This is a genomic window from Shewanella halotolerans, from assembly GCF_019457535.1.
Classification (GTDB): domain Bacteria; phylum Pseudomonadota; class Gammaproteobacteria; order Enterobacterales; family Shewanellaceae; genus Shewanella; species Shewanella halotolerans.
In genome coordinates, this window is the sequence record NZ_CP080417.1 from 3,940,847 (window position 1) to 3,961,877 (window position 21,031).

General features: G+C 56.7%; 18 protein-coding genes. 9 read left to right on the forward strand and 9 right to left on the reverse strand.

Annotated features, from left to right (window positions below):
* The first annotated feature begins 119 nt into the window (after positions 1-119).
* The 6 genes from K0H81_RS17005 to K0H81_RS17030 all read left to right on the forward strand — a co-directional run bounded on the left by K0H81_RS17005 (position 120) and on the right by K0H81_RS17030 (position 10,069).
* Complete coding sequence (locus tag K0H81_RS17005) at positions 120-1,748, forward strand: cation:proton antiporter family protein (RefSeq protein ID WP_220059100.1); 1,629 nt, start codon at positions 120-122, stop codon at positions 1,746-1,748.
* Between the two features lie 93 nt (positions 1,749-1,841).
* A complete protein-coding gene (locus tag K0H81_RS17010; RefSeq protein WP_220059101.1) occupies positions 1,842-2,828 on the forward strand; it encodes a TolB family protein in 987 nt (328 codons plus the stop codon).
* Positions 2,825-6,043 (forward strand): glycoside hydrolase family 2 TIM barrel-domain containing protein, encoded by a 3,219-nt coding sequence (locus K0H81_RS17015; protein WP_220059102.1) that lies wholly within the window; start codon positions 2,825-2,827, stop codon positions 6,041-6,043. Before K0H81_RS17010 ends, K0H81_RS17015 begins: the two co-directional genes overlap by 4 nt.
* Before the next feature lie 18 nt (positions 6,044-6,061).
* Positions 6,062-7,486: a solute:sodium symporter family transporter gene (locus K0H81_RS17020; protein WP_220059103.1), complete on the forward strand. Its 1,425-nt coding sequence runs from the start codon at positions 6,062-6,064 to the stop codon at positions 7,484-7,486.
* A 264-nt stretch (positions 7,487-7,750) separates the two neighbouring features.
* Complete coding sequence (galK, locus tag K0H81_RS17025) at positions 7,751-8,917, forward strand: galactokinase (protein WP_220059104.1); 1,167 nt, start codon at positions 7,751-7,753, stop codon at positions 8,915-8,917.
* Positions 8,918-9,028: 111 nt separating this feature from the next.
* Positions 9,029-10,069, forward strand: a complete 1,041-nt coding sequence (locus K0H81_RS17030; protein ID WP_220059105.1) for an aldose epimerase family protein — start codon at positions 9,029-9,031, stop codon at positions 10,067-10,069.
* Positions 10,070-10,185: 116 nt separating this feature from the next.
* On the opposite strand, the gene K0H81_RS17035 is transcribed toward K0H81_RS17030, so the two are convergent.
* Positions 10,186-10,620 carry a hypothetical protein gene (locus tag K0H81_RS17035; RefSeq protein WP_011867069.1) on the reverse strand — a complete coding sequence of 145 codons (435 nt, stop codon included), beginning with the start codon at positions 10,618-10,620 and terminating at the stop codon, positions 10,186-10,188.
* A gap of 310 nt (positions 10,621-10,930) precedes the next feature.
* Positions 10,931-11,944 (reverse strand): NAD(P)H-quinone oxidoreductase, encoded by a 1,014-nt coding sequence (locus K0H81_RS17040; RefSeq protein WP_220059106.1) that lies wholly within the window; start codon positions 11,942-11,944, stop codon positions 10,931-10,933.
* Positions 11,945-12,226: 282 nt separating this feature from the next.
* Between K0H81_RS17040 and K0H81_RS17045 the strand changes: the two genes are divergently transcribed.
* Positions 12,227-12,691, forward strand: a complete 465-nt coding sequence (locus tag K0H81_RS17045; RefSeq protein ID WP_011867071.1) for a chemotaxis protein CheX — start codon at positions 12,227-12,229, stop codon at positions 12,689-12,691.
* Positions 12,692-12,717: 26 nt separating this feature from the next.
* Here K0H81_RS17045 and K0H81_RS17050 read toward each other — a convergent pair whose 3' ends face one another.
* From K0H81_RS17050 to dnaB, 3 genes are all read right to left on the reverse strand, one after another.
* Positions 12,718-14,007, reverse strand: coding sequence for a BamA/TamA family outer membrane protein (locus K0H81_RS17050; protein ID WP_220059107.1), 1,290 nt, complete (start codon positions 14,005-14,007; stop codon positions 12,718-12,720).
* Positions 14,008-14,011: 4 nt separating this feature from the next.
* Positions 14,012-15,088 carry an alanine racemase gene (alr, locus tag K0H81_RS17055; protein ID WP_220059108.1) on the reverse strand — a complete coding sequence of 359 codons (1,077 nt, stop codon included), beginning with the start codon at positions 15,086-15,088 and terminating at the stop codon, positions 14,012-14,014.
* A 109-nt stretch (positions 15,089-15,197) separates the two neighbouring features.
* Complete coding sequence (gene dnaB / locus K0H81_RS17060; protein WP_011867074.1) at positions 15,198-16,604, reverse strand: replicative DNA helicase; 1,407 nt, start codon at positions 16,602-16,604, stop codon at positions 15,198-15,200.
* 116 nt (positions 16,605-16,720) lie between these two features.
* On the opposite strand from dnaB, the gene K0H81_RS17065 reads away from it, so the two are divergent.
* Together K0H81_RS17065 and K0H81_RS17070 are read left to right on the forward strand one after the other, a co-directional pair.
* Positions 16,721-18,925 carry a S46 family peptidase gene (locus K0H81_RS17065; protein ID WP_220059109.1) on the forward strand — a complete coding sequence of 735 codons (2,205 nt, stop codon included), beginning with the start codon at positions 16,721-16,723 and terminating at the stop codon, positions 18,923-18,925.
* 141 nt (positions 18,926-19,066) lie between these two features.
* Entirely contained in the window at positions 19,067-19,480 is a 414-nt protein-coding gene (locus K0H81_RS17070) for a hypothetical protein (protein ID WP_220059110.1), read from the forward strand.
* 78 nt (positions 19,481-19,558) lie between these two features.
* Here the strand turns inward: K0H81_RS17070 and rplI are convergent, their stop codons facing one another.
* Genes rplI through rpsF form a run of 4 tightly spaced genes read right to left on the reverse strand, consistent with a single transcriptional unit; the run spans position 19,559 to position 21,000 of the window.
* Positions 19,559-20,011 (reverse strand): 50S ribosomal protein L9, encoded by a 453-nt coding sequence (rplI, locus tag K0H81_RS17075; RefSeq protein ID WP_144202729.1) that lies wholly within the window; start codon positions 20,009-20,011, stop codon positions 19,559-19,561.
* Between the two features lie 27 nt (positions 20,012-20,038).
* The gene (gene rpsR / locus K0H81_RS17080) at positions 20,039-20,266 is read right to left on the reverse strand and encodes a 30S ribosomal protein S18 (protein WP_011867078.1); all 228 of its coding nucleotides are present in this window, start codon (positions 20,264-20,266) and stop codon (positions 20,039-20,041) included.
* A 12-nt stretch (positions 20,267-20,278) separates the two neighbouring features.
* Positions 20,279-20,584, reverse strand: coding sequence for a primosomal replication protein N (gene priB, locus K0H81_RS17085; RefSeq protein ID WP_144202728.1), 306 nt, complete (start codon positions 20,582-20,584; stop codon positions 20,279-20,281).
* An 8-nt stretch (positions 20,585-20,592) separates the two neighbouring features.
* A complete protein-coding gene (gene rpsF, locus K0H81_RS17090) occupies positions 20,593-21,000 on the reverse strand; it encodes a 30S ribosomal protein S6 (protein ID WP_144202726.1) in 408 nt (135 codons plus the stop codon).
* Positions 21,001-21,031: the final 31 nt, after the last annotated feature.

A 21,031-nucleotide genomic window follows, 5' to 3' on the forward strand; every position in this document is an offset into this window, starting at 1 on the left:
CTCCTGCGGGAGGTTTTTTATTAAGGGCTAAAAGATAGCTCGCTCATCAAAGTTTTCATTTATAGTTAACCCAATTCCTATACAATCAGGGGTATACCTTACGGATCTCTAGGAGCAACATGGAACCCGCCATCCTCATCATCACCTTAGCCTGTGGCATGCTTGTCAGTCGTATCGGTTTACCACCACTCATAGGTTATCTGGTCGCGGGCTTTGTATTGTTCCTCTTCGGTATCGACGAGAGCAGCCTGCCCCTATTGGAACAGCTGGCGGAGCTGGGTGTAACCCTGCTGCTGTTTGCCATCGGCCTCAAGCTGGATATTCGTAGCCTGTTTAAGGCCGAGGTGTGGGCGGGCTCCAGCCTGCATCTGATGGGATCTATTATCTTCCTGGTGCCCCTGCTTAAGCTGCTCGGCCTGCTGGGGCTGGAGCAACTGAGCGGCCTGGCGTTCAATCAGCTTACCCTGCTGGCCTTCGCGCTGAGCTTCTCCAGCACCATCTTCGCCGTCAAGGTGCTCGAAGATAAAGGTGACATGCAGTCCCTCTATGGCCGTGTCGCCATCGGTATTCTTATCATGCAGGATATCTTCGCCGTCGCCTTCCTCACCATCTCCAAGGGGGATATCCCTTCAGTCTGGGCTCTGGGACTCCTGCTGCTGCCCTTCGCTAAACCGCTCATCTACAAGGCGTTCGACAAGGTCGGTCACGGCGAACTCTTAGTGCTCTTCGGCCTGGTAATGGCCCTGGTGGTGGGTGCCGGCCTATTCGAACTGGTCGGTCTCAAGCCGGACCTGGGTGCGCTTATCATAGGCATACTGCTAGCGGGTCACGCCAAGTCGTCTGAGCTGGCCAAGTCGCTCTTCTACTTCAAAGAGCTGTTTCTGGTGGCCTTCTTTCTCACCGTAGGTCTCAATGGCTTGCCGAGCTTCGCCGACATCGGCCTGGCGGCCCTCTTAGTGCTTATCGTGCCGGTGAAGATAGTGCTCTTCCTCTACTTGCTGACCCACTTCAGGCTGCGTTCGCGTACCTCCTTGATGACCTCGTTCAACCTGGGCAACTACAGCGAGTTTGGCCTGATCGTCGCCGCCGTGGCCACCAGCAAGGGCTGGCTACCCGGGCAATGGTTGGTGATCCTGGCCGTCGCCCTCAGCCTCAGCTTTTTGTTTGCCGCGCCCCTTAATGCCGCCTCGGCCCGCCTGTATCAGAAGTTTCAGAGTCGCTTGCAGAAGCTGGAAAGACACCCGCTGCACCCCGAAGACAGACAGATCCCCGTGGGCAACCCACGCTTCCTCATCCTGGGGATGGGACGTATCGGTAGCGGTGCCTACGACGAGCTGGCCAATCAGTTTGACGGCGAGATCCTGGGGATAGAACACAAGCAAGAGTTGGTGGACTTCCACCGCCAGCAGGGACGCAACGTGGTACAGGGCGACGCCTCGGATACCGACTTCTGGGAGAAGCTGGACAGGGCGCCGAATCTCGAACTGGTGCTGCTGGCCATGCCCCATCACGCGGGTAACCAGTTTGCGGTGGAGCAACTAAAGCGCCTGGATTATCAGGGCAAGCTGAGCGCGATCGTGCAATACAGCGAGGATGCCCAATCCCTCAAGGCCGCCGGGGTGCACAGTGTATTCAACCTCTACGAGGCCGCCGGCGCCGGTTTTGTCGAACATGTGGTTTGCGAGCTCAAGTCCGGCAGACAGCACGAGGCCGATATCGCCGTCGAGCCTCAGGAGACCACAGGCTAGCCCTAACTGCGCTCAAACCATAGATTGTATACATTATTCCAAATATCTTGTATTGTACTTGCCATCCTGCGATAAGATGGGAAGTACAATACTGTGCCGACAAAAAAACAAAAAACTAATCAATCCAATACTTTCGGAAACATACTCAAGACCAGCCTCTGCCTGTTAGGCGGCGCGACCGCTCAGGTCAGCGCCGCGGGCTATGACATCTGGCTCTATCCCTTAACCAAACAGGCCGACGCCCCCCACTGGCGACTCGGCGAGCCCGTCAGGGTCAGCGACCGCCCGGGTTACGACAATCAGGCTGCATTTGGCCCCAAGGGCAAACAGCTGGTGTTCGCCTCCGATCGCGCCGGTGATCATAACGACATCTTTCGATTCGACATCGAAACGGGCAAAATAACCGCCCTGACCCACACCCCAGAGATCAGCGAATACTCACCTCAGCTAACTTCACAGGGCCTCACCTATGTGGCCGAGCAGGGTGTGCCCCACCAGAGCATCTGGCGACAGTCACTGCATGATGAAACCGCTCCCGAGCGCGCGGTAAACAGCCTGATCCCAGCAGGTTACCATGCCAGGCTAGAGGGTATCGGTACCCTGATCTGGGCCAGATATGGCTATAACCTCTACTATGAGCCAGTTGGCGAAAGCGCCGACGAGCGTCACTTCGTGGTGAGCGATGTCGGGCGCAGCCTGCACGCCCTGCCGAGTATCAAGCAGTTTAGCTACCTTAAGAAACGCATGGACGGCGAGCGAGTCGTCACCCTGTTCGACCCAGAATCTCGCAGCCACACGCCGCTTATCGCCCTAGGCCAGGGCAGTGAAGACTATGCCTGGAGCAGCGATGGTTGGCTGTTTAACCTTGAGGGCACTGTGCTTCGCGCCTGGCCCTACCTGCCGTTAGCGGGCACACATGAAAGAATGACCAAGACGCCCCAGCAAGAGCTGCGCAGCTGGCAGGCGGTAACCCAGCTTACCCCGCCGACGCCACACCATCACAGCCCCTCTCGGATCGCCATCAGCCCCACTTTGGATTTTATTGCCATCACCTGGCAACGTAAGGACACACCACAATGATCAATCGCTTCTCTCTGCTACAGAAACTCTCCTATGCACTTGCATTCTCCCTAGTCTTTGGGCTAGTAATCTCCAACCCGGCGTTTGCAAGGGATCGCTGGCAGGATCACACCCTATTCGAGGTCAACAAGCTGGCGTCCCATGCCAGCTTCTTCGGCTATGAGTCCGAGCCCCTGGCGCTGTTAGATGAGATGGATCGCAGCCAGCATTATCTGGATCTCAACGGCCGCTGGCACTTTCATCTGGCCAAGAATCCCGGCGCCACCCCTAAAGGCTTCGCCGCTGCCGAGTTTGATGCCAGCCACTGGGGTAGCATACAGGTGCCGGGCAATTTCGAGACCCAGGGCTACGGCCACGCCATCTACCTCGACGAGCGCTATCCCTTCGACACGAAGTGGCCCGATGCACCAAATGATCACAACCCCACAGGCCTCTACCGCAAGACCTTCACCCTGCCCGCCCATTGGCAGCAGAAACAGGTGTTCATCCATATAGGCGCGGCGCGCTCGGCCCTCACCCTGTTCGTCAATGGCCGTGAGGTCAGTTACAGCCAGGGCGCCAAGACCCCGGCTGAGTTCGACATCACCCCCTACCTGCAAGCGGGCGACAATCTCATCGCCATGCAGTTGATCCGCTGGAGCGACGCCAGTTACCTGGAAAGCCAGGATATGTTGCGCATGACGGGCATAGAGCGCGAGGTCTACCTCTACGCCACGCCCAAGCAGCGCATAGAAGATATCCAGGTCATCACTCATTTAAACGAGGATCTCACCCAAGCCGAGCTTGCCATCAGGGTAAATCTCACCAGCCACCAGCCAGAGGTAAGAGCCCTTGAATTGGAGGCGCGCCTGTTGGATCCCCAAGGCAAGCCGGTCGCGAAAGCTAACCAGCGCCTGAGCCTGAAAGGCGATGCCAAGCTCGACTTTAGCCAGATTCTAAAATCCCCCAAGCTTTGGAACGCCGAGACCCCGAATCTGTACCGGCTCATCCTGACCCTCAAGACAGAGGCGGGAGAGACGCTTCAGGTCGCCAGTCAGCAAATCGGCGTGCGCAAGATCGCCATCGAGAAGGGTCAGCTTAAGGTCAACAACAAGGCGATCACCATACGCGGCGTGGATCGCCACGAAACAGACCCCCAAACCGGCCATGTGGTCAGCCGTGAGACCATGGAGTTGGATATCCGCCTGATGAAGCAGAACAACATCAATGCGGTGCGATCCAGCCACTACCCGAACCATCCCTACTGGCTCAGCCTCGCCGACCGCTATGGCCTGTATGTGATCGATGAGGCCAACATAGAGTCCCACCCGCTGGCGATAGACGACAAGACCCAGCTGGGCAACGAGATGAGCTGGCTGCCCGCCCATCAGGCACGCATCGAGCGTATGGTCGAGCGCGACAAGAACCACCCCTCGGTGATCATCTGGTCCCTGGGTAACGAGGCGGGCGAAGGCAAGCTGTTTGAGCGCCTCTATCAGTGGATAAAACAGCGGGATCCCAGCCGCCCTGTGCAGTATGAACCGGCGGGCGAGGCGCCTTACACGGATATCGTCGCCCCCATGTATCCCTCCATCGAGCGGATACGCGAATACGCCGAGCGTGCCAGCGACCGACCGCTGATCATGATCGAGTACGCCCACGCCATGGGCAACTCTGTGGGCAACCTGCAAGACTACTGGGATGTGATAGAGGCCTATCCCCAGCTGCAGGGTGGCTTCATCTGGGACTGGGTGGATCAGGCGCTGGCCTTCAGCAACGATTTAGGTCAGAGATACTGGGCCTACGGTAAGGACTATCACCCCGATATGCCCACCGACGGCAACTTCCTCAACAACGGCCTGGTGGATCCCGACCGTAACCCCCATCCCCACCTGAGTGAGGTGAAGAAGGTCTATCAGCCCATCAAGTTGACAGACTTAAAGATTGAAGGTGATAAGGCCTGGGTGAATCTCATCAACGGCTTCGACTTCGCCTCCACATCAAACCTGAGCCTGAACTGGACGCTGCAGCGAGATGGCAAGATCATCGCGAGCAAACGCCAGGTCATGCCGATACTCTCCCCCGGCGAGCAGGCCCGTGTCAGCTTCACCCTGCCGGGCAAACAGAGCCTTAGCGCCCCCTTCGAGTATCACCTGCTACTCGAGGTGCTGGTCGATGCTCCTAGGCCGCTGCTGCCGAGCGATCACCGCATCGCCTTCGAGCAGTTTGCCTTGCCACGCTTCGGGGCTAGAGCCGCTTATCAAGTAAAGAAAAACCAGGCCAAGATCAGCGAGGATAGCGGCAGCTATCGCCTCACCTCGGGTGAGCTGAGCTATGAGTTTGATAAACGCAGCGGCTGGCTGACCCAGATCTACCAAGAGGGTGAGCCTCAGCTTAAGGCGCCACTGATGGCTAACTTCTGGCGCGCGCCAACCGATAACGATCTGGGTAACCAGATGCCTGAGTGGGCCGGGGCCTGGCAAGACGCGGCGACTGAGCTTGAAGTTACGGCGATCGACGCCGATCCCGCCCTTGGCCTGACCATAAGCCAGAGCCATGCGGAGATGGGCTTTAGCCTGCGCACCCGCTATAGCCTGGATGAGGCGGGACGCCTGACAGTCGACAGCCAATTTATCCCCGGGAATAAGCCGCTCGCCGATCTGCCCCGCTTCGGCTTCAGCACCAAGCTAAGCTTTCAGCACAGATACCTGAGTTACTTTGGCCGTGGCCCAGAGGAGACCTATGCCGATCGCCAGTCGGGCAATCCCCTGGGTTGGTATGCCCTGCCAATCGAGCAAACCTATCACAGATACCCAAGACCCCAGGAGACGGGCCAGCGCACTCAGGTGCGCTACGCCGCGGTGACAGATCATCAGGGTCAAGGATGGCTAGCGATCGCTAACCAGGCTCACACAAGAGATCAGCGCCAAGAGATCGCCACCCTACAGACCAGCCTCTGGCCATTCGCCCAGGCCGACATAGATTTTCGCCGCGGCGATGCCCAGGACTCGGCCTCGGGTCTGGTGGCGGTCACCCGCAACCACGGCGCCGAGATCCCGCTCAGGGAGTTCGTCACCTGGAATATCGATTACCGCCAGATGGGCGTCGGCGGTGATACCTCCTGGGGCCGTCCTGTGCACGGGCCCTACTGCATCAAGGCCGAGTCGATCCGCTTCGGCTTTACCCTGATGCCAGTGGGCAGCGATGACGATATCCGCACCCTGGCAAGACAATAACAATAAGGAAGCAAGCAGATGGAACAGACAATACAGGTGGCGATCTTCGTCGCCCTCACGACGCTGGTCGCCCTGATCACCTATCTTAAGTGTCGCAAGGTGACCCGCGACGCCAACGACAGTCGCGACTACTTTCTCGCCGGTGGCGGCCTGAGCTGGATAGTGGTGGCCGGCTCCTTGATGATGACCAACATCAGCGCCGAGCAGATCGTCGGCATGAATGGCGCCCAGACCCTGCTGGTCGCCTGGTGGGAGATCGCCGCCGCAATCGGTCTTATCATCCTGGCCAAGTGGCTGATCCCCATCTATTACCGCTACAACTGCACCACCACCACAGAGCTGCTGGAGCGTAAGTATCAGGACAAGGGGATCCGCGCCATGGTCTCTGTGCTCTTCATGCTGGGCTACGCCTTCATCCTGCTGCCCGTGGTGCTCTACACAGGTTCGCTGTTCATGAAATCCATGTTCGGCCTCTCCATCTCCGTCACAGTGCTGGCGATCATCTTTGCCGTGGTGGGCGCCATCTACGCCATCTTCGGCGGCCTGAGAGCCATCGCCATCTCTGATACCCTCAATGGCCTGGGGCTGATCCTGATGGGGCTGGCAGTCTCCTATCTGGCGATGCATGCCGTGGACTGGGATCTCTCCGGCGTCCCGTTGGAACGCCTGACCCTGATCGGCGATAGCCAGTCGGATATTCCTTGGTCGACCCTGCTCACCGGGATGATCTTCATTCAGATCTTCTACTGGGGCACCAACATGGTGATCACCCAGCGCGCCCTAGCTGCCAAGTCGGTGAAGGAGGCGCAGAAGGGTCTGTACGCCGCCGTGGTGATGAAGCTGATCATCCCAGTGATCGTGGTGCTGCCGGGCATAGTCGCCTTTAAGCTCTATGGCGATGTGGGCGACGTGGCCTACGGCAAGTTGGTGGGTGACCTGCTGCCAAGCTGGCTCTCTGGCGCCTTCGCCGCAGTGATTGCCGGCGCCGTGCTCAGCTCCTTCAACTCCTGCCTCAACTCGGCCGCCGCCCTCTACACCTGCGACATCCACCAGAACTACATCAACGCCGATGCCAACGTGCGCAAGATAGGCACTCGGGTCGCTCTGGTGTTCACCCTGATCTCGGTCGCCCTGGTGCCCCTGTTCGCCCGCTCCGAGAGCATCATAGCCCTGCTGCAACAGCTCAACGGCCTCTACTCGATGCCGGTACTGGCGGCCTTTATCTGTGCGCTGGTCTTCAAAAATGTCAGCGCCAAGGCGATAAAATGGGGTCTGGTCTTCGGGGTCTTGCTCTATGCCCTGTTCACCTTCGTCTGGAGCCCACTGCACTTCATTCACCTGATGGCGATCACCCTGCTGGCGACCATACTGGTTACCTTGGTCTTGAGTCGCCTGATTGCCCAGCCTGTCGTCGCCCCCGTCGCCGAGCCAACCCTGGACTAAGCTATTTGGCTAGAGCAAACAGACCCGTTCCAGGCAGACCTCAGCCGAGCCCATGATGGCTCGGGAACTGGCCAAGATAAAACATCAGGTTAACACTAGAGCCTGTCGGCGATATTTTCCCGATCCCAGCTGACAAATCTCAGTTACATCAATGACTGAGACGTGATATAAAAATGACAAGGATGACTCATGGTTGTTACCACCATGAATAAGACTGCCCACAGGGGCAGAGAACGCTAACTTTTTCTGAGAAGTTCAACACCAATGTCGAATACCGCACAGCGCGCCAATAAACTTTTTGTGCAGACCTTTGGTACCACGGCCGATGACCTGTATCAGGCGCCGGGCCGGGTTAACCTGATCGGCGAACATACAGATTACAACGATGGGTTCGTCCTCCCCGCCGCCATCAACTTTAGAACCGTTATAGCAGTGAAACAACGCGACGACGACAAGTTCCGCGCCGTATCCGACGCCTTTCCCGGCAAGATCTACACCTGGCACTTCGGTCAGGAGGGTGAGATGGATCCCAACGACAGTTGGATCAATTACCTCAAGGGCTTTACCGCGGCGGTATCAGCCAGCGGCCTGCCCGCCAAGGGGATGGATCTGGCGGTCGTCGGTAGCGTCCCCCTAGGGGCTGGGCTTTCCTCGTCTGCGGCGCTAGAGATCGCCTTCGGCACCGCGCTCAACGATTGCAGCCAGCTCAGGCTATCGCCGCTGGCCGTGGCCCAGATGGCCCAGCGCGGCGAAAACCAATATGTCGGCTGTGCCTGCGGCATCATGGATCAGATGATCAGCGCCATGGCCCAAGAGGAGCATGCCCTGCTGATCGACTGTGAAGATCTCGACTGCGAGCCTGTGCCTATCCCGGAAAGCCTGAGCCTGATCATAGTCAACTCCAACGTCCCCCGCGGTCTGGTGGACAGCGAATATAACCTGCGCCGTGAACAATGCGAGCAGGTCGCCGAGCATTTCGGCGTCGAGAGCCTGCGTCATCTTGAGCTGCGTACCCTGGAAGGGGCAAAGGATGATCTACCCGAGGTCTGTTACCGCCGGGCGCGCCATGTGCTGAGCGAAAACCGCCGCACCCAGAACGCCGCCCACGCCCTTGAGGCGGGTAACATAGCCAAGCTAAGCGAGCTCATGGCCCAGTCACACCAATCGATGCGTGACGACTTCGAGATCACCGTGCCCGAGATAGACAAGCTGGTCGAGATCATCGACGCCGTGGTCGGCGATCGCGGCGGCGTACGCATGACGGGTGGCGGCTTCGGCGGCTGCGTCGTGGCGCTGGTGGATCACGACCTTACCGACGCCGTGGTCGAGGCGGTCGAGCGCCAATATCAGGCGGCAACGGGCCTGGAAGCCAGCGTCTATCTCTGCTCGGCCAGCCAGGGCGCCTCAAGGTTGGACGAGGAGCTCTACTAATCGCGGGTCATCGAGCGTAAATCGCTGTTTAGAATACGTATTCATGCCCTCGTCCAGGGGCGAGATAATACAATAGGATCCCAACTTTAATCGCTTAAGGAAAAGATTATCATGGTACGTTTTCGCCCGCTCGATGCCTGGAACGATCCCCGTGGTGGCCAGATTGAACGCATCATCATAGACAACGGCACCCTGGCCATCGAGGTGCTCAGCCTCGGCGGCATTATCCGCTCCCTCTGGGCGCCGGATAACCAGGGCGAGCGTGGCAATATCGTGCTGGGCTGCGACAGCGCCCAGGATTATCTGACCCAAGACGCCCACCTGGGCGCCATCGCCGGACGCTACGCCAACCGCATCGCCGGTGCCCGCCTGAGCCGGGACGGTCAAGAATTCAGTCTGGATAACAACCATCAGGACAACTGCCTGCACGGTGGCCGCGAGGGATTCAATCGTAAGCAGTGGCATATCGGCCAACTCAGCGATGGCGTGCGCCTAAGCCTGTTCAGCCCGGATGGCGACATGGGCTTTCCCGGTAACGCCAATATCCAGCTCGACTACCGCCTGGTGGGCAATAACCTCTATGTGGAGATCCTCGCCAGCACAGATAAACCCTGCCCCATCAGCCTGACCCAGCACAGCTACTTCAACCTGGAAGGTGCGAGCGAGCGCAGCAGCCTGGGGCATATTATCCAGAGCGACAGCCAGCATTACCTCACCACCGATGAGCAGGGGATCCCAACCGATGTGACTCGGGTAGCCGGTACGCCGCTGGATCTCAGCCAGGGACAGTCCCTCGCGAGCCTGAAGACGGCGCTGGAAACCGAGCCGACAAGGGGCATAGATCACTGCTACCTGACGCCCAACCATGACGGCAAGGCCCTGAGCCGCTTCGGCACTGTCAGCGCCCCGGCCTCAGGCAGACGCATGACCCTCTACACCAATCAGCCAGGTGTGCAGATCTACGGCAGTAACTTCCTCGAGGGCACCCTTGGCAAACAAGGACAAAGACTGGCCTCATATCAGGCGGTATGTGTCGAACCTCAGCAACTGCCCGATGCCCCCAATCAGGCACACTTACCGGGCACGCCTTGGCTGATGCCGGGCGAGGTGTATCACCACATGAGTCGCTATCAGTTCGATCTCATCAAATGAGATGCTAACGGGAAGAGAGATAAGAGAAGTAAAATGATTTAGGTAGGGGTTCCAGAGGGACCGGAACCTCTTACCTAAGGATGGCGGCGAACTAAGCAGGAGTCCTGGCAGGTTGCCTAGTTGCGGTCGTCATCGTCAGACCAATCATCATAGCCGTCGTCCAGGCTATCGACTTCGAGTTCGACATCGTCATCGTCGTCATCGCTGGCGCCTTCTTCGGCATCCACCTTCACCTTCTTAGGCGCTGGTGCAGGTTTAGCATGAATCGCCTCAACCCAACCGGCATGCTGCTGCATGAAGGCGGCTCGGGTCGCTAACCAGTTCGCGTCATATTCAGCTTTAGCGGCCTTAAGTTCCTCTTCCGTAAGGTCATGCAGGTTCACCTTAACGATGTCCTCGGCATATTCAATCACGGCATCTCTTACCGTGTTATAGAGATAAACTCGTCCCGCCGTGGCTTCGGGAAACTCTTTGTCGTGAATGAGGATAGTATTACCTCGAGCCGTACGAAGTTCACCATACCAAACAGGTTCTTTAGACGTGTCATACATATATGCTAATACCCTTAAATCAACACATACCAATATAAAATTATAAAGCTGACAACAGTTAGCTTAGTCACTGCCATCGCCACAAACGCCTCTGGACAATAGCCCACACATTTTTAATAAATACCGCCAGAAATCAATAGCCAAATGGATCTATTTTATTTAATTGCTATCAAAATGTTCACTCGGTAGATACTAGTAACGAATTTAGCCGATCAAATCAGTTATTCAAGTTTTTTCTAACCTACTTTATACCAAAGTTAACAGACCGCTCAGCCCCCATGAGCGCGCGGCTTGTCACACCAGTTGACGGCTAGTCTTTCGCTACCTTGAGCACCAGCTTTCCTCTGTGTTGCCCCGACTCCATCAGGGCGTGGGCCTTGGCCGCATCACCCAGCGCAAACTCGGCGAACAGGTGAGGCACCAGGCTGCTGCCCTCCTGGGTGTCGAACTTAGGCCACACCTGCTGACGCAGGCCATCGGCGATCGCCTGCTTGGCCGCCACCGATTGCGGCCTCAGGGTCGCCCCTGTCCAGCAGATACGCTTAGCCATCAAGAGCGCCACATCCACCTCGGCACGCCTGCCCCGTTGCAGGGCTATGGTGACCAGGCGGCCCTCGATCGCCAGCGCCTTGAGGTTGAGGTCGATAAGGTCACCCGAGGCCATATCCAGTACCAGGTCCACCCCTTGAGGCGCCACCGCCTTTATCTGAGCCAGCAGATCCTCGTCGTGGTAGTTAAAGCCGTGGTCGGCCCCCAGGGCGAGGCAGTAGTCAATCTTCTCCTGACTGCCGCAGGTGACCAGCACCTTAACAGCGAATTGTTTCGCTAAGGTTACCGCCGCCGAGCCGATACCGCCCGAGCCGCCATGAATAAGCACTGTCTCACCTGCCTTAAGGCCGCCGCGCATGAACATGTGTCCCCACACGGTGAAGAAGGTCTCGGGCAGCGCCGCCGCCTGGGCCATGGTCACTCCTGTGGGAATAGGCAGGCAGTGCACGCCCCAGGTCGCCACATACTCGCCATAGCCACCGCCGGGTACCAGGGCGCACACCCTGTCCCCCAACTGCCAGCCGGTCACCTGCTCGCCCTTGGCCACCACTGTGCCAGACACCTCCAACCCCAAGATCTCGCTAGCACCGGTTGGCGGTGGATAGAGGCCGCGGCGCTGGGCGACATCCGGGCCATTCACCCCGGCATATTCCACCTTGATCAGCAGCTGATCCGGCGCTATGGCAGGCAAGGGACTCTGCGCCAGCTCCAGCACCTCGGGCCCACCTGGGGCGTTGAATTGTACATGGGTATAGTGTGTGGAAAGCATTGACATGGCGGCTCCTAACATTAGCGGGCGTTAATGCTGTCGAGGCTAGCGCGAAATGGATGAATTGAGCAAGCCTTAGCCGCCATCCTTATACGCCTTGGGCGGCTAAAACAAACAACAGCTCACAAATATCTTTATCATTAGTAAGTTAGATATAAAAGATTTGTCGCCGTGCCAGAGCTTTATGTTATGGTGTTAAAGTGCCAGCAGGCTTTAAGTCCATTTATCACCTAAGCTTAAAGTCCGATATGCTGCAATCTGTTATCACCAGAAGGGGCTGCACCTGCGATGAATGTAGACTTTATCAATCCTTTTCTCGATTCCCTGCTCAATGTGCTCAAGACCATGGCCAACATGGAGCTCAAACCCGGCAAACCTAACCTGAAGAAAGATAACCTGGCCAAGGGCGATGTGTCAGGCCTGATCGGCATGGTCGGCCCTCAGACCAAGGGCTCGCTATCCATCACCTTCGAAGAAACCTTGATCTTAGAGATCATGAATAAGATGTTGGGAGAGAAGCCGGAGAGCATAGACGAAGAGGTGACGGATCTGGTGGGTGAGCTGACCAACATGGTGACCGGCGGCGCCAAGAATCTCCTAAGCGATAAAGGCTACGAGTTCGATATGGCGACCCCCATAGTGGTATCGGGTAAGAACCACACCATAGCCCACAAGTCGGACGGGCAGAAGATCATCATGCCCTTTAGCAGCATCTACGGCACCGCCTACATAGAGATCTGCTTCGAGGGCTAACCAGCCCAGCAATACTCAAGTAATGACTAGAAAGGCTGGTTCACCATGACCCAGAACTGGCTTTCCTCCTCGCCGATGGCAAGATCCGTACGTACCACCACGCCTTCCACCTCGAAGCGGATACCGGCGCCGAAACTGGTTTTCATCTGGCTGTGCAGGCTATCTAAGGCAAACTCGTCACTCACCTTGCCCGCCTCGACAAATGCCGTCCACTGCCACCAGGGAATATCGAACCAGCGAAACACGGGCAGGCTCTGCAATGGCTGCCACTTGGGCTCTAGCCGATATTCGGCCGCATAGAGCAAGGCGCTGCGGCCGGTGAACTGATCGCCGCTGTAACCACGCAGGCGCTTAAAGCCCCCCAGGCCCACCCCGGCAAATCCAGGCGGACGCCCGTTGGTCTGACTGTTTGGGTCAAAGTCGTTCCAGGTAGGGGTGTCGGCGAGATAAAAGTTAAAGGCCAATACTCGGCTGTCGAACCAGCCAGATTGCCCTAGGGACAGATAGAGGCTCTGCTCAAACTCCCAGGTGGTCCAGCTCTGACGCTGGCTACTGCCCCAGTCGCGGGTCAGGGTCAGGCTGGTGCGCCCGCCCTGCTTACTGTTCTCGCGATCGTCGCGGTTGTCCCAGGCAAGCTCAAGCTCAAGCCCCCGCGCCGATTGTGGCAGCGACTCATATCCCTCTAGGCGTTGCTCGGTATAAAAAGGGGTCAGTTCTATGCTGCTCACCCCTGAGGTGAGCGGGTTCCATTCCTGGTTGCCTAATGGTGCGCTGCGCAAACTGGCGGCCGCGCCCTTGGCGCCTCGTCCCCAGGGCAGCACATATTTAAGGTGCAACCTGGCAAAGGACTCATCCCCCAGAGTCACCACCCGCTCAGGCGCATCGGCGGCGCGTCCCACCTCCTGTCCGGGGATGTAGAAGATCCCTTCTGTGTAGCGGGCGCGGTAATACTCACCGGAAAACAGCCAGCTATCGACACCCGGCAGCTGATAGTCGTTGGCGCCAAGATAGGTGACCCAGGAGTCGTTGGCGGTGCCCAGCCCCAAGGCAAACAGGGAGGCCTGACGCTGACCGGCATGCTTGACCACGCCAGCGGCGCCTACAGAGGTACTCAGGCTCTCGGTAGCGAAGATGAAGGGCACGGCCACATACTCGGCCTCGGTGCCATCGTCGCTGCTCACCTGAACCTGAGGTGCCAGGTCATCGCTGGCCAGTGCCTGCTGACTCCCTAAGGCGAGCAAGCCTGTAAATAACAGACGGCTAGCCCGAGAAGCTAGCCGCATGAGAAATAATTTCGCCATGAACAACTTAGTCATCTGATCATTCGAGGCAGACGGCGACACGGGGAGTCAGCTTAGTCACCAGCTCATAGGCGATAGTGCCGATATGCTCGGCCACCTCTTCGACCGGCAGCGCCTTGCCCCAGAGCACGGCGGTATCGCCCACCTTGTCTGTGGCATCCAGGCCGAGATCCACCGTCAGCATATCCATGGAGACACGTCCCACCACGGGCACCAGGCGGCCATTGACCCAGACAGGTGTACCTTCTGGGGCGTTACGGGGATAACCATCGCCATAACCTATGGCCACCACGCCTAGCTTGGTGTCTTGCTTGGCGCACCAGTAGCTGCCATAGCCGACGGGGTCGCCGGCCTTATGATCCCGCACCGCAATCAGCTGAGACACCAGCTCCATGGCGGGCTCCAGGCCATGATTGCGACCGAGATCGCCGACCACAGGCGAAACGCCATAAAGCGCGATCCCCGGGCGGATCCAGTCTGCCTGAGTCGCCTGCCAGTAGAGGGTCGCGGCCGAGTTGGCCAGGGTGCGATCGCCAGGAAGGTCTGCCGTCATCAGCTCGAAGCGGCGCGCCTGCTCGGCAGTCGCGGGATTATCCGGCTCGTCGGCGCAGGCAAAATGTGTCATCAGATTGATGGGCTTGGCCACGTTGGGACAGGCCTGCAGACGCTGATAGATAGCCTCAAACTGATCCAGATTAAAGCCCAGACGATGCATGCCGGTATCTATCTTCATCCACACGGTCACCGGCTTGGCCAGGTTGGCGGCCTCCAGCATCTCGAGCTGCGACTCGTGGTGCACCACGGTATCGATATCATGCTCGACCAGGGTCGCCACGTCGCTTGGGCGAAAGAAGCCTTCCAGCAGAAGCAGCTTGGCGCTCACACCACCGGCCCTGAGCTCCAGTGCCTCTTCGAGGCGCGCCAGGCCGAAGCCGTCGGCGCTGGCCAGGCAGTGGGCCACATTTAATAAGCCATGACCATAGCCGTTGGCCTTCACCACGGCCATCACCTTACTCTGGGGTGCCAGCTGGCGTAATCGCTTTAGGTTAGCTTTCAGCGCATCGCCGCTGATCTCTGCTCGGGGAAAGGATTTCAAACAATAACCTTAATGTTAATGGCGTCGAGACTCGATGAGGGTAACGCAAAATAGCGACCCATAGGGCTAATTAAATCAAGTTTAATCTCACCCTATGAGCTTAGTCGGATTAATCTTCTTCGAACTGCGGACCGGCGTAGTTATCGAAACGGGAGAACTGGCCCTGGAAGGTCAAACGTACCCGGCCGATGGGGCCGTTACGCTGCTTACCTATGATGATCTCCGCGGTGCCCTTATCTTCGGAGTCGTCGTTATACACCTCATCACGATAAATAAACATGATCAAATCCGCATCCTGCTCAATAGAACCAGATTCACGCAAGTCGGAGTTTACCGGGCGCTTGTCGGCACGTTGCTCTAGGGAGCGGTTGAGCTGCGACAGGGCGATCACCGGGATCTCGAGTTCTTTCGCCAACGCCTTGAGCGAGCGGGAGATCTCGGCGATCTCCAGCGTACGGTTGTCGGACAGAGCGGGCACCTGCATCAGCTGAAGGTAATCGATCATGATCATCGACAGGCCGCCATATTCGCGGGCGATACGTCTGGCGCGGCTGCGCACCTCGGTCGGCGTCAGGCCCGAGCCATCGTCGATATACATCTTGCCCTGCTCCAGCATGATCCCCATGGTGGAGGAGACGCGCGCCCAATCGTCATCGTCGAGCTGACCCGTACGTATCTTGGTCTGATCCACCCGGCCCAGAGAGGCCAACATACGCATCATGATCTGCTCCGAGGGCATCTCCAAGCTGAAGATGAGCACTGGCTTGTCTTCGTGCAGCGCCGCCTGTTCACACAGGTTCATGGCGAAGGTGGTCTTACCCATAGAGGGACGCGCCGCGACGATGATCAAATCGCCCGACTGGAAACCCGCCGTCATGCGGTCGAGATCGTTGAAGCCGCTGGACACCCCGGTCACACCGTTGTGAGGGTTGTTATACAGTTCCTCGATCTTATCGACCGTCTTCTCGAGGATGGTCTTGATCCCCTCTGGGCCCTCGTTGGCGTTGGCGCGCTGCTCGGCGATCTTAAATACCTTGCTCTCGGCCAGATCCAGAAGCTCGCTGGAGTTACGCCCCTCGGGGTTAAATCCGGCGTCGGCGATCTCGTTGGCCACCTTGATCATCTCGCGCACCACGGCGCGTTCACGCACGATGGCGGCGTAGGAGAGAATGTTACCCGCGCTCGGGGTGTTCTTGGCGATCTCGCCCAAATAGGCGAAACCACCGGCATCTTCCAGGTTGTCTTCCAGCTCCAACTGTTCGGAGACGGTGATCAGATCGATCGGCTGACCCGCGGCCACCAGGGCCTCCATGGCGGTAAAGATCATCTTGTGGGAGCGGGAGTAGAAGTCATCCTTCACCACGGCCTCGGCCACCTTATCCCAGGCATCTGAATCCAACATCAAGCCACCGAGCACAGACTGCTCGGCCTCAATCGAATGGGGCGGCATCTTCAATGCGTCGATCTGTATATCTCTAGGCTTTTTCTTAGCCTGAAATCCACCTTGCTGTGACATTAACTCTCCAAATTTCCAACGATTAGGCAAAATATGATATAAAACCCGGGTCAAGCAGAAACAGGCCTCTTACCTGTTCGTCCTACAAACTTACACATAATAATTAAGGAATAAACATGCGCAAAGCATTGGTTGCAGCCTTAATGCTGTCATCTGGCGTAGTGATTGCCGATGAAGGGCAATGGCAACCGTATCAAATGCCTTCGATCGCCGACAAGCTGAGCGAACGCGGTATCCAAATTCCAGCAAAACAACTCGCCGATCTGACCCAATATCCTATGAATGCAGTTGTCGGACTGGGGTATTGTACCGCCAGTTTCGTGTCCCCCCAAGGGTTAGTTGTGACGAATCACCACTGCGCCTACCGCGCGATTCAATACAACAGCAAGAAAGAGCACAACTACATCGCCGATGGCTTCCTGGCGCGCAAACAAGCGGACGAACCTTCTGCCGGCCCTAACGAACGTCTCTACATCACAGAGGCGGTCACCAACGTAAGCGAGCAGGTCACCAAAAACCTCAGCGACGATCCGCTGAAACGCTACGAAGAGATCCAGGCCAACCGTAAGGCACTGATCAAAGAGTGTGAGAGCGACGACAACTATCGCTGCTCGGTGCGCAGCTTCCACAACGGTCTGGAATACTACCTGATCAAGCAGCTGATCATTCGCGACGTGCGCTTGGTGTACGCGCCACCTAAGAGCGTCGGCTCATTCGGCGGCGATATCGACAACTACGAATATCCACGCCACTCCGGCGACTTCACCTTCCTGCGCGCCTATGTAGGCAAGGACGGCAAGCCGGCGGCCTACTCGCCTGACAACGTACCCTTCAAGCCTAAGAGCTACCTGAAGATCAACGCCGATGGCGTCAAGGCGGGCGACGGTGTGTTCGTGGCCGGTTACCCGGGCTCGACCAGCCGCTACCGCCTCACCAGCGAGCTGAAGTTTGCCAGCGACTGGCTCTACCCTACCCTGGCCAAGCGTTATCAGCAGCGCATCGACACCATAGAAGCCATGGGCGCTCAGGACGCAGGCGTTAAGATCAAGTACGCCGGCACCCTGGCCTCTATGGCCAACCGCATGAAGAAATATAACGGTCTGCTCGACGGCTTCAAGGCCACCGACATCGCCGGCATCAAGCAGGGTCGTGAAGACGACTTCCGCAAGTGGCTCACCACAGACGCCCAGTACCAGAGCTATCAGGCCAAGTTTGATCAGCTAGAGACTCTGCTAGTTGAGCAGCGCCAGGCGCAGCAGACCCGCTACTTCTTCGAGAACGCCCAATCGAGCGATCTGCTCTCTGCGGCCAACCGCCTCTACCGTCTGGCCAAAGAGAAGACCAAGCCAGATGCCGAGCGTGAAGAGGGCTACCAAGAGCGCGACATGAAGATGTTCAAGGCGCGCCTCAAGCGTATCGACTCAAGCTTCGCCATCAGTGTCGACAAGACACTCTGGCTACAGGATCTCGACGCCTATCTTGCACAGGACAACCGCGTACCTGAGCTCGATGCCATGCTAAAATCGGACGATACTGAGGTGAGCCTGAGCGACAAGCTGGATGGCCTCTACTCGCTAACCGGCCTCACCAACCAGGATGAGCGTCTGGCCTGGATGGACGCCGATGTGAAGGCGTTTGAAACTAGCGCCGATCCTTTCATCCGCATCGCCGTGGCCCTGTACGACACCAACCTGGCTCAGGAGCAAGCCAAGAAGACCCTGGCCGGTAAGCTGTCTAAGGCACGTCCTGGCTACATGGAAGCGGTTATCGCCTATTACAAGGCCAACAACTGGCCCGTCTACCCAGATGCCAACGGCACCCTGCGTATCACCTACGGCATGGTGGATGGTTACCAGTCGAAAGATGCCCTCTACAAGCAGCCCTTCACCCGCCTGGAAGGTATAGTCGCCAAGCACACGGGCGTTGAGCCGTTCGATGCACCTCAAAAGGTGCTGGATGCCATCAAGGCCAAGCGCTATGGCAGCCACAAGGTCGAGTCTGTCTATCAAGACCCAGCTTCTTGGTTATGCCGCCTCTTCTCTTGCCTGGATAAGCCGGAAAGCTTCGGCTCTGTGCCGGTGAACTTCCTCTCCAGCGTCGACACTACAGGCGGCAACTCTGGCTCGCCCGTGTTTAACGGCAAGGGCGAACTGGTGGGGCTAAACTTCGACTCCACCTATGAGGCGATCACCAAGGACTGGTTCTTCAACCCGACCATCACCCGCGCCGTGCACGTGGATTTCCGCTACATTCTGTGGATGATGGATGAGGTGGATCACGCCGACAACCTGATGGGCGAGCTGGACCTAGTCAGAAACTAGTCGGAAACTAGTCTTAAGTCAGAGCGTTTACCCTATCGACAATACCCGGCCTCGCCGGGTATTTTTTTACTTGTCGCTAACTCGGCAGTGGCATAGGTTAATAAGATGGACATCAAGATGAGGCATAGGACGAGGCATAGGATGAGCAGCCCATTAGGCGGATTTTATCTCGCGGCCCAACAACGAAGAATGCAGGCCCTGCAGCGCCAGCGCGACACACCTAAGTGCCGCCTCAACTTAACCCTCACATGCGACGACCGACCGCTTATCGCACAATGCCTCACTCTCGAGCCAGGCGTGAGTGAACTTAGCAATCAAACAGTGAGTATCCAGCTTTGCTCAAGCTTCACCCCAACGGGCCTGCTTAAGGTGGTGAGTGACATCTACCTATGCACTGCGGATGAACCTCGCCATATCGGCACGCAAGAACTCTACCTTAGCCCGAATGAACCCGTGACCAGCCTGGTAGCAGGCAACTGTCACTATCGACTCACTCTGATGGCCTCGCAGCTAGCACAGGATAATACCAAGCAAAATAGGCTTGAGAGCAGCTAGCGGTATATTCCAGGCATAAAAAAACACCGCACTAATCAGATTAGCGCGGTGTTTCTTTTAATCGTTTAAAACTGTGTATTAGTCTTCTGCAACAACAGAAAGCTTAACAACAGCCTTAACTTCAGCGTGAAGCTGAACGTCGATTTCGAATTCACCAGTAGCGCGGATAGCACCTAGTGGTAGACGAACTTCGCTCTTAGCCAGTTCAACGCCAGCAGCAGTTACTGCATCAGCGATGTCACGGTTACCGATTGAACCGAACAGCTTGCCTTCGTCGCCTGCTTTAGAAGCGATAACAACAGTTTCAAGAGCAGCCAGCTTCTCAGCGCGCTCTGTAGCAGTTGCTAGTTCAGCAGCTAGCTTAGCTTCTAGTTCAGCACGACGTGCTTCGAATACTTCAGTGTTAGCAGCGTTAGCAACTACCGCTTTACCTTGAGGTAAAAGGAAGTTACGAGCATAACCAGCTTTAACTGACACTTGGTCACCCAGGTTGCCCAGGTTAGCGATTTTATCAAGTAGAATAACGTTCATTATTAATTCCTCTAAATTGATGCGCTATTACTGATGTAGATCAGTGTAAGGCAGTAGAGAAAGATAACGAGCACGCTTGATAGCGCGAGCCAGTTGACGTTGGTATTTAGCGTTTGTACCAGTGATACGGCTAGGAACAATTTTACCACTTTCAGTGATGTAGTTCTTTAGAGTAGCGATATCTTTGTAATCGATCTCAGTAACGCCTTCTGCAGTGAAACGGCAGAACTTGCGACGACGGAAATAACGTGCCATTTTGACAGTCTCCTAAGTTTTCAATTCGACATTTTCAGCGTGTAATACCAGGCGGTTTTGTCCATTGCGTCCTCTCTGGAGGGCGATGAAACCTTTGACCTCAATATCCACACCGGTTTTCAGTTTGTCTGTGATGCTGTTAAAGCGTTCGCCACTTAATATCACTTGCATCTGGCAGTATACGTTTCTCAGCATCTCTGCTTCATAAACCTGCGATTTGTGTTCCAGCATGATCACACAATGTGGGATGCCTGCCGGGCTACTAAAGCTTCTGGACCGGGTTATGGTTCCAGATAACACCAAGTGATTGGTGGCCACAAATAAACTTACTCTGCTGCGTTTTCAGCGGCTTCTTCAGATGCTTCAGCTTCTACAGCTGGGCGCTCTTCGCTAGAACGACGTGCTTCACGCTCGTCTTTCGCTTTAGCCATTGGAGAAGCTTCGGTGATGGCACCCTTGGTACGCATAACCATGCTACGAAGAACAGCGTCGTTGAAACGGAAAGCTGTTTCTAGCTCTTCAACCGATTCTGCAGTCGCTTCTACGTTCATCAGAACATAGTGAGCTTTATGCAGTTCGATGATTGGGTAAGCCAGTTGACGACGGCCCCAGTCTTCTAAACGGTGGATTTGACCGCCAGCTTGGGTAAGGATACCCGTGTAACGTTCGATCATACCTGGCACTTGTTCACTCTGATCAGGGTGAACTAAAAATACGATTTCATAATGACGCATTTTTTGCTCCTTACGGTTATCTAGCCTCGTT

Coding starts and splice junctions, on each gene's coding strand:
- K0H81_RS17020 (WP_220059103.1), top strand. CDS start 6,062: ATGGAACAGACAATACAGGTGGCGATCTTCGTCGCCCTCACGACGCTG.
- K0H81_RS17050 (WP_220059107.1), bottom strand. CDS start 14,007: ATGACTAAGTTGTTCATGGCGAAATTATTTCTCATGCGGCTAGCTTCT.
- rpsR (WP_011867078.1), bottom strand. CDS start 20,266: ATGGCACGTTATTTCCGTCGTCGCAAGTTCTGCCGTTTCACTGCAGAA.
- K0H81_RS17070 (WP_220059110.1), top strand. CDS start 19,067: ATGAGCAGCCCATTAGGCGGATTTTATCTCGCGGCCCAACAACGAAGA.
- K0H81_RS17005 (WP_220059100.1), top strand. CDS start 120: ATGGAACCCGCCATCCTCATCATCACCTTAGCCTGTGGCATGCTTGTC.
- K0H81_RS17040 (WP_220059106.1), bottom strand. CDS start 11,944: ATGTCAATGCTTTCCACACACTATACCCATGTACAATTCAACGCCCCA.
- K0H81_RS17030 (WP_220059105.1), top strand. CDS start 9,029: ATGGTACGTTTTCGCCCGCTCGATGCCTGGAACGATCCCCGTGGTGGC.
- K0H81_RS17015 (WP_220059102.1), top strand. CDS start 2,825: ATGATCAATCGCTTCTCTCTGCTACAGAAACTCTCCTATGCACTTGCA.
- K0H81_RS17065 (WP_220059109.1), top strand. CDS start 16,721: ATGCGCAAAGCATTGGTTGCAGCCTTAATGCTGTCATCTGGCGTAGTG.
- galK (WP_220059104.1), top strand. CDS start 7,751: ATGTCGAATACCGCACAGCGCGCCAATAAACTTTTTGTGCAGACCTTT.
- K0H81_RS17035 (WP_011867069.1), bottom strand. CDS start 10,620: ATGTATGACACGTCTAAAGAACCTGTTTGGTATGGTGAACTTCGTACG.
- rplI (WP_144202729.1), bottom strand. CDS start 20,011: ATGAACGTTATTCTACTTGATAAAATCGCTAACCTGGGCAACCTGGGT.
- K0H81_RS17045 (WP_011867071.1), top strand. CDS start 12,227: ATGAATGTAGACTTTATCAATCCTTTTCTCGATTCCCTGCTCAATGTG.
- rpsF (WP_144202726.1), bottom strand. CDS start 21,000: ATGCGTCATTATGAAATCGTATTTTTAGTTCACCCTGATCAGAGTGAA.
- dnaB (WP_011867074.1), bottom strand. CDS start 16,604: ATGTCACAGCAAGGTGGATTTCAGGCTAAGAAAAAGCCTAGAGATATA.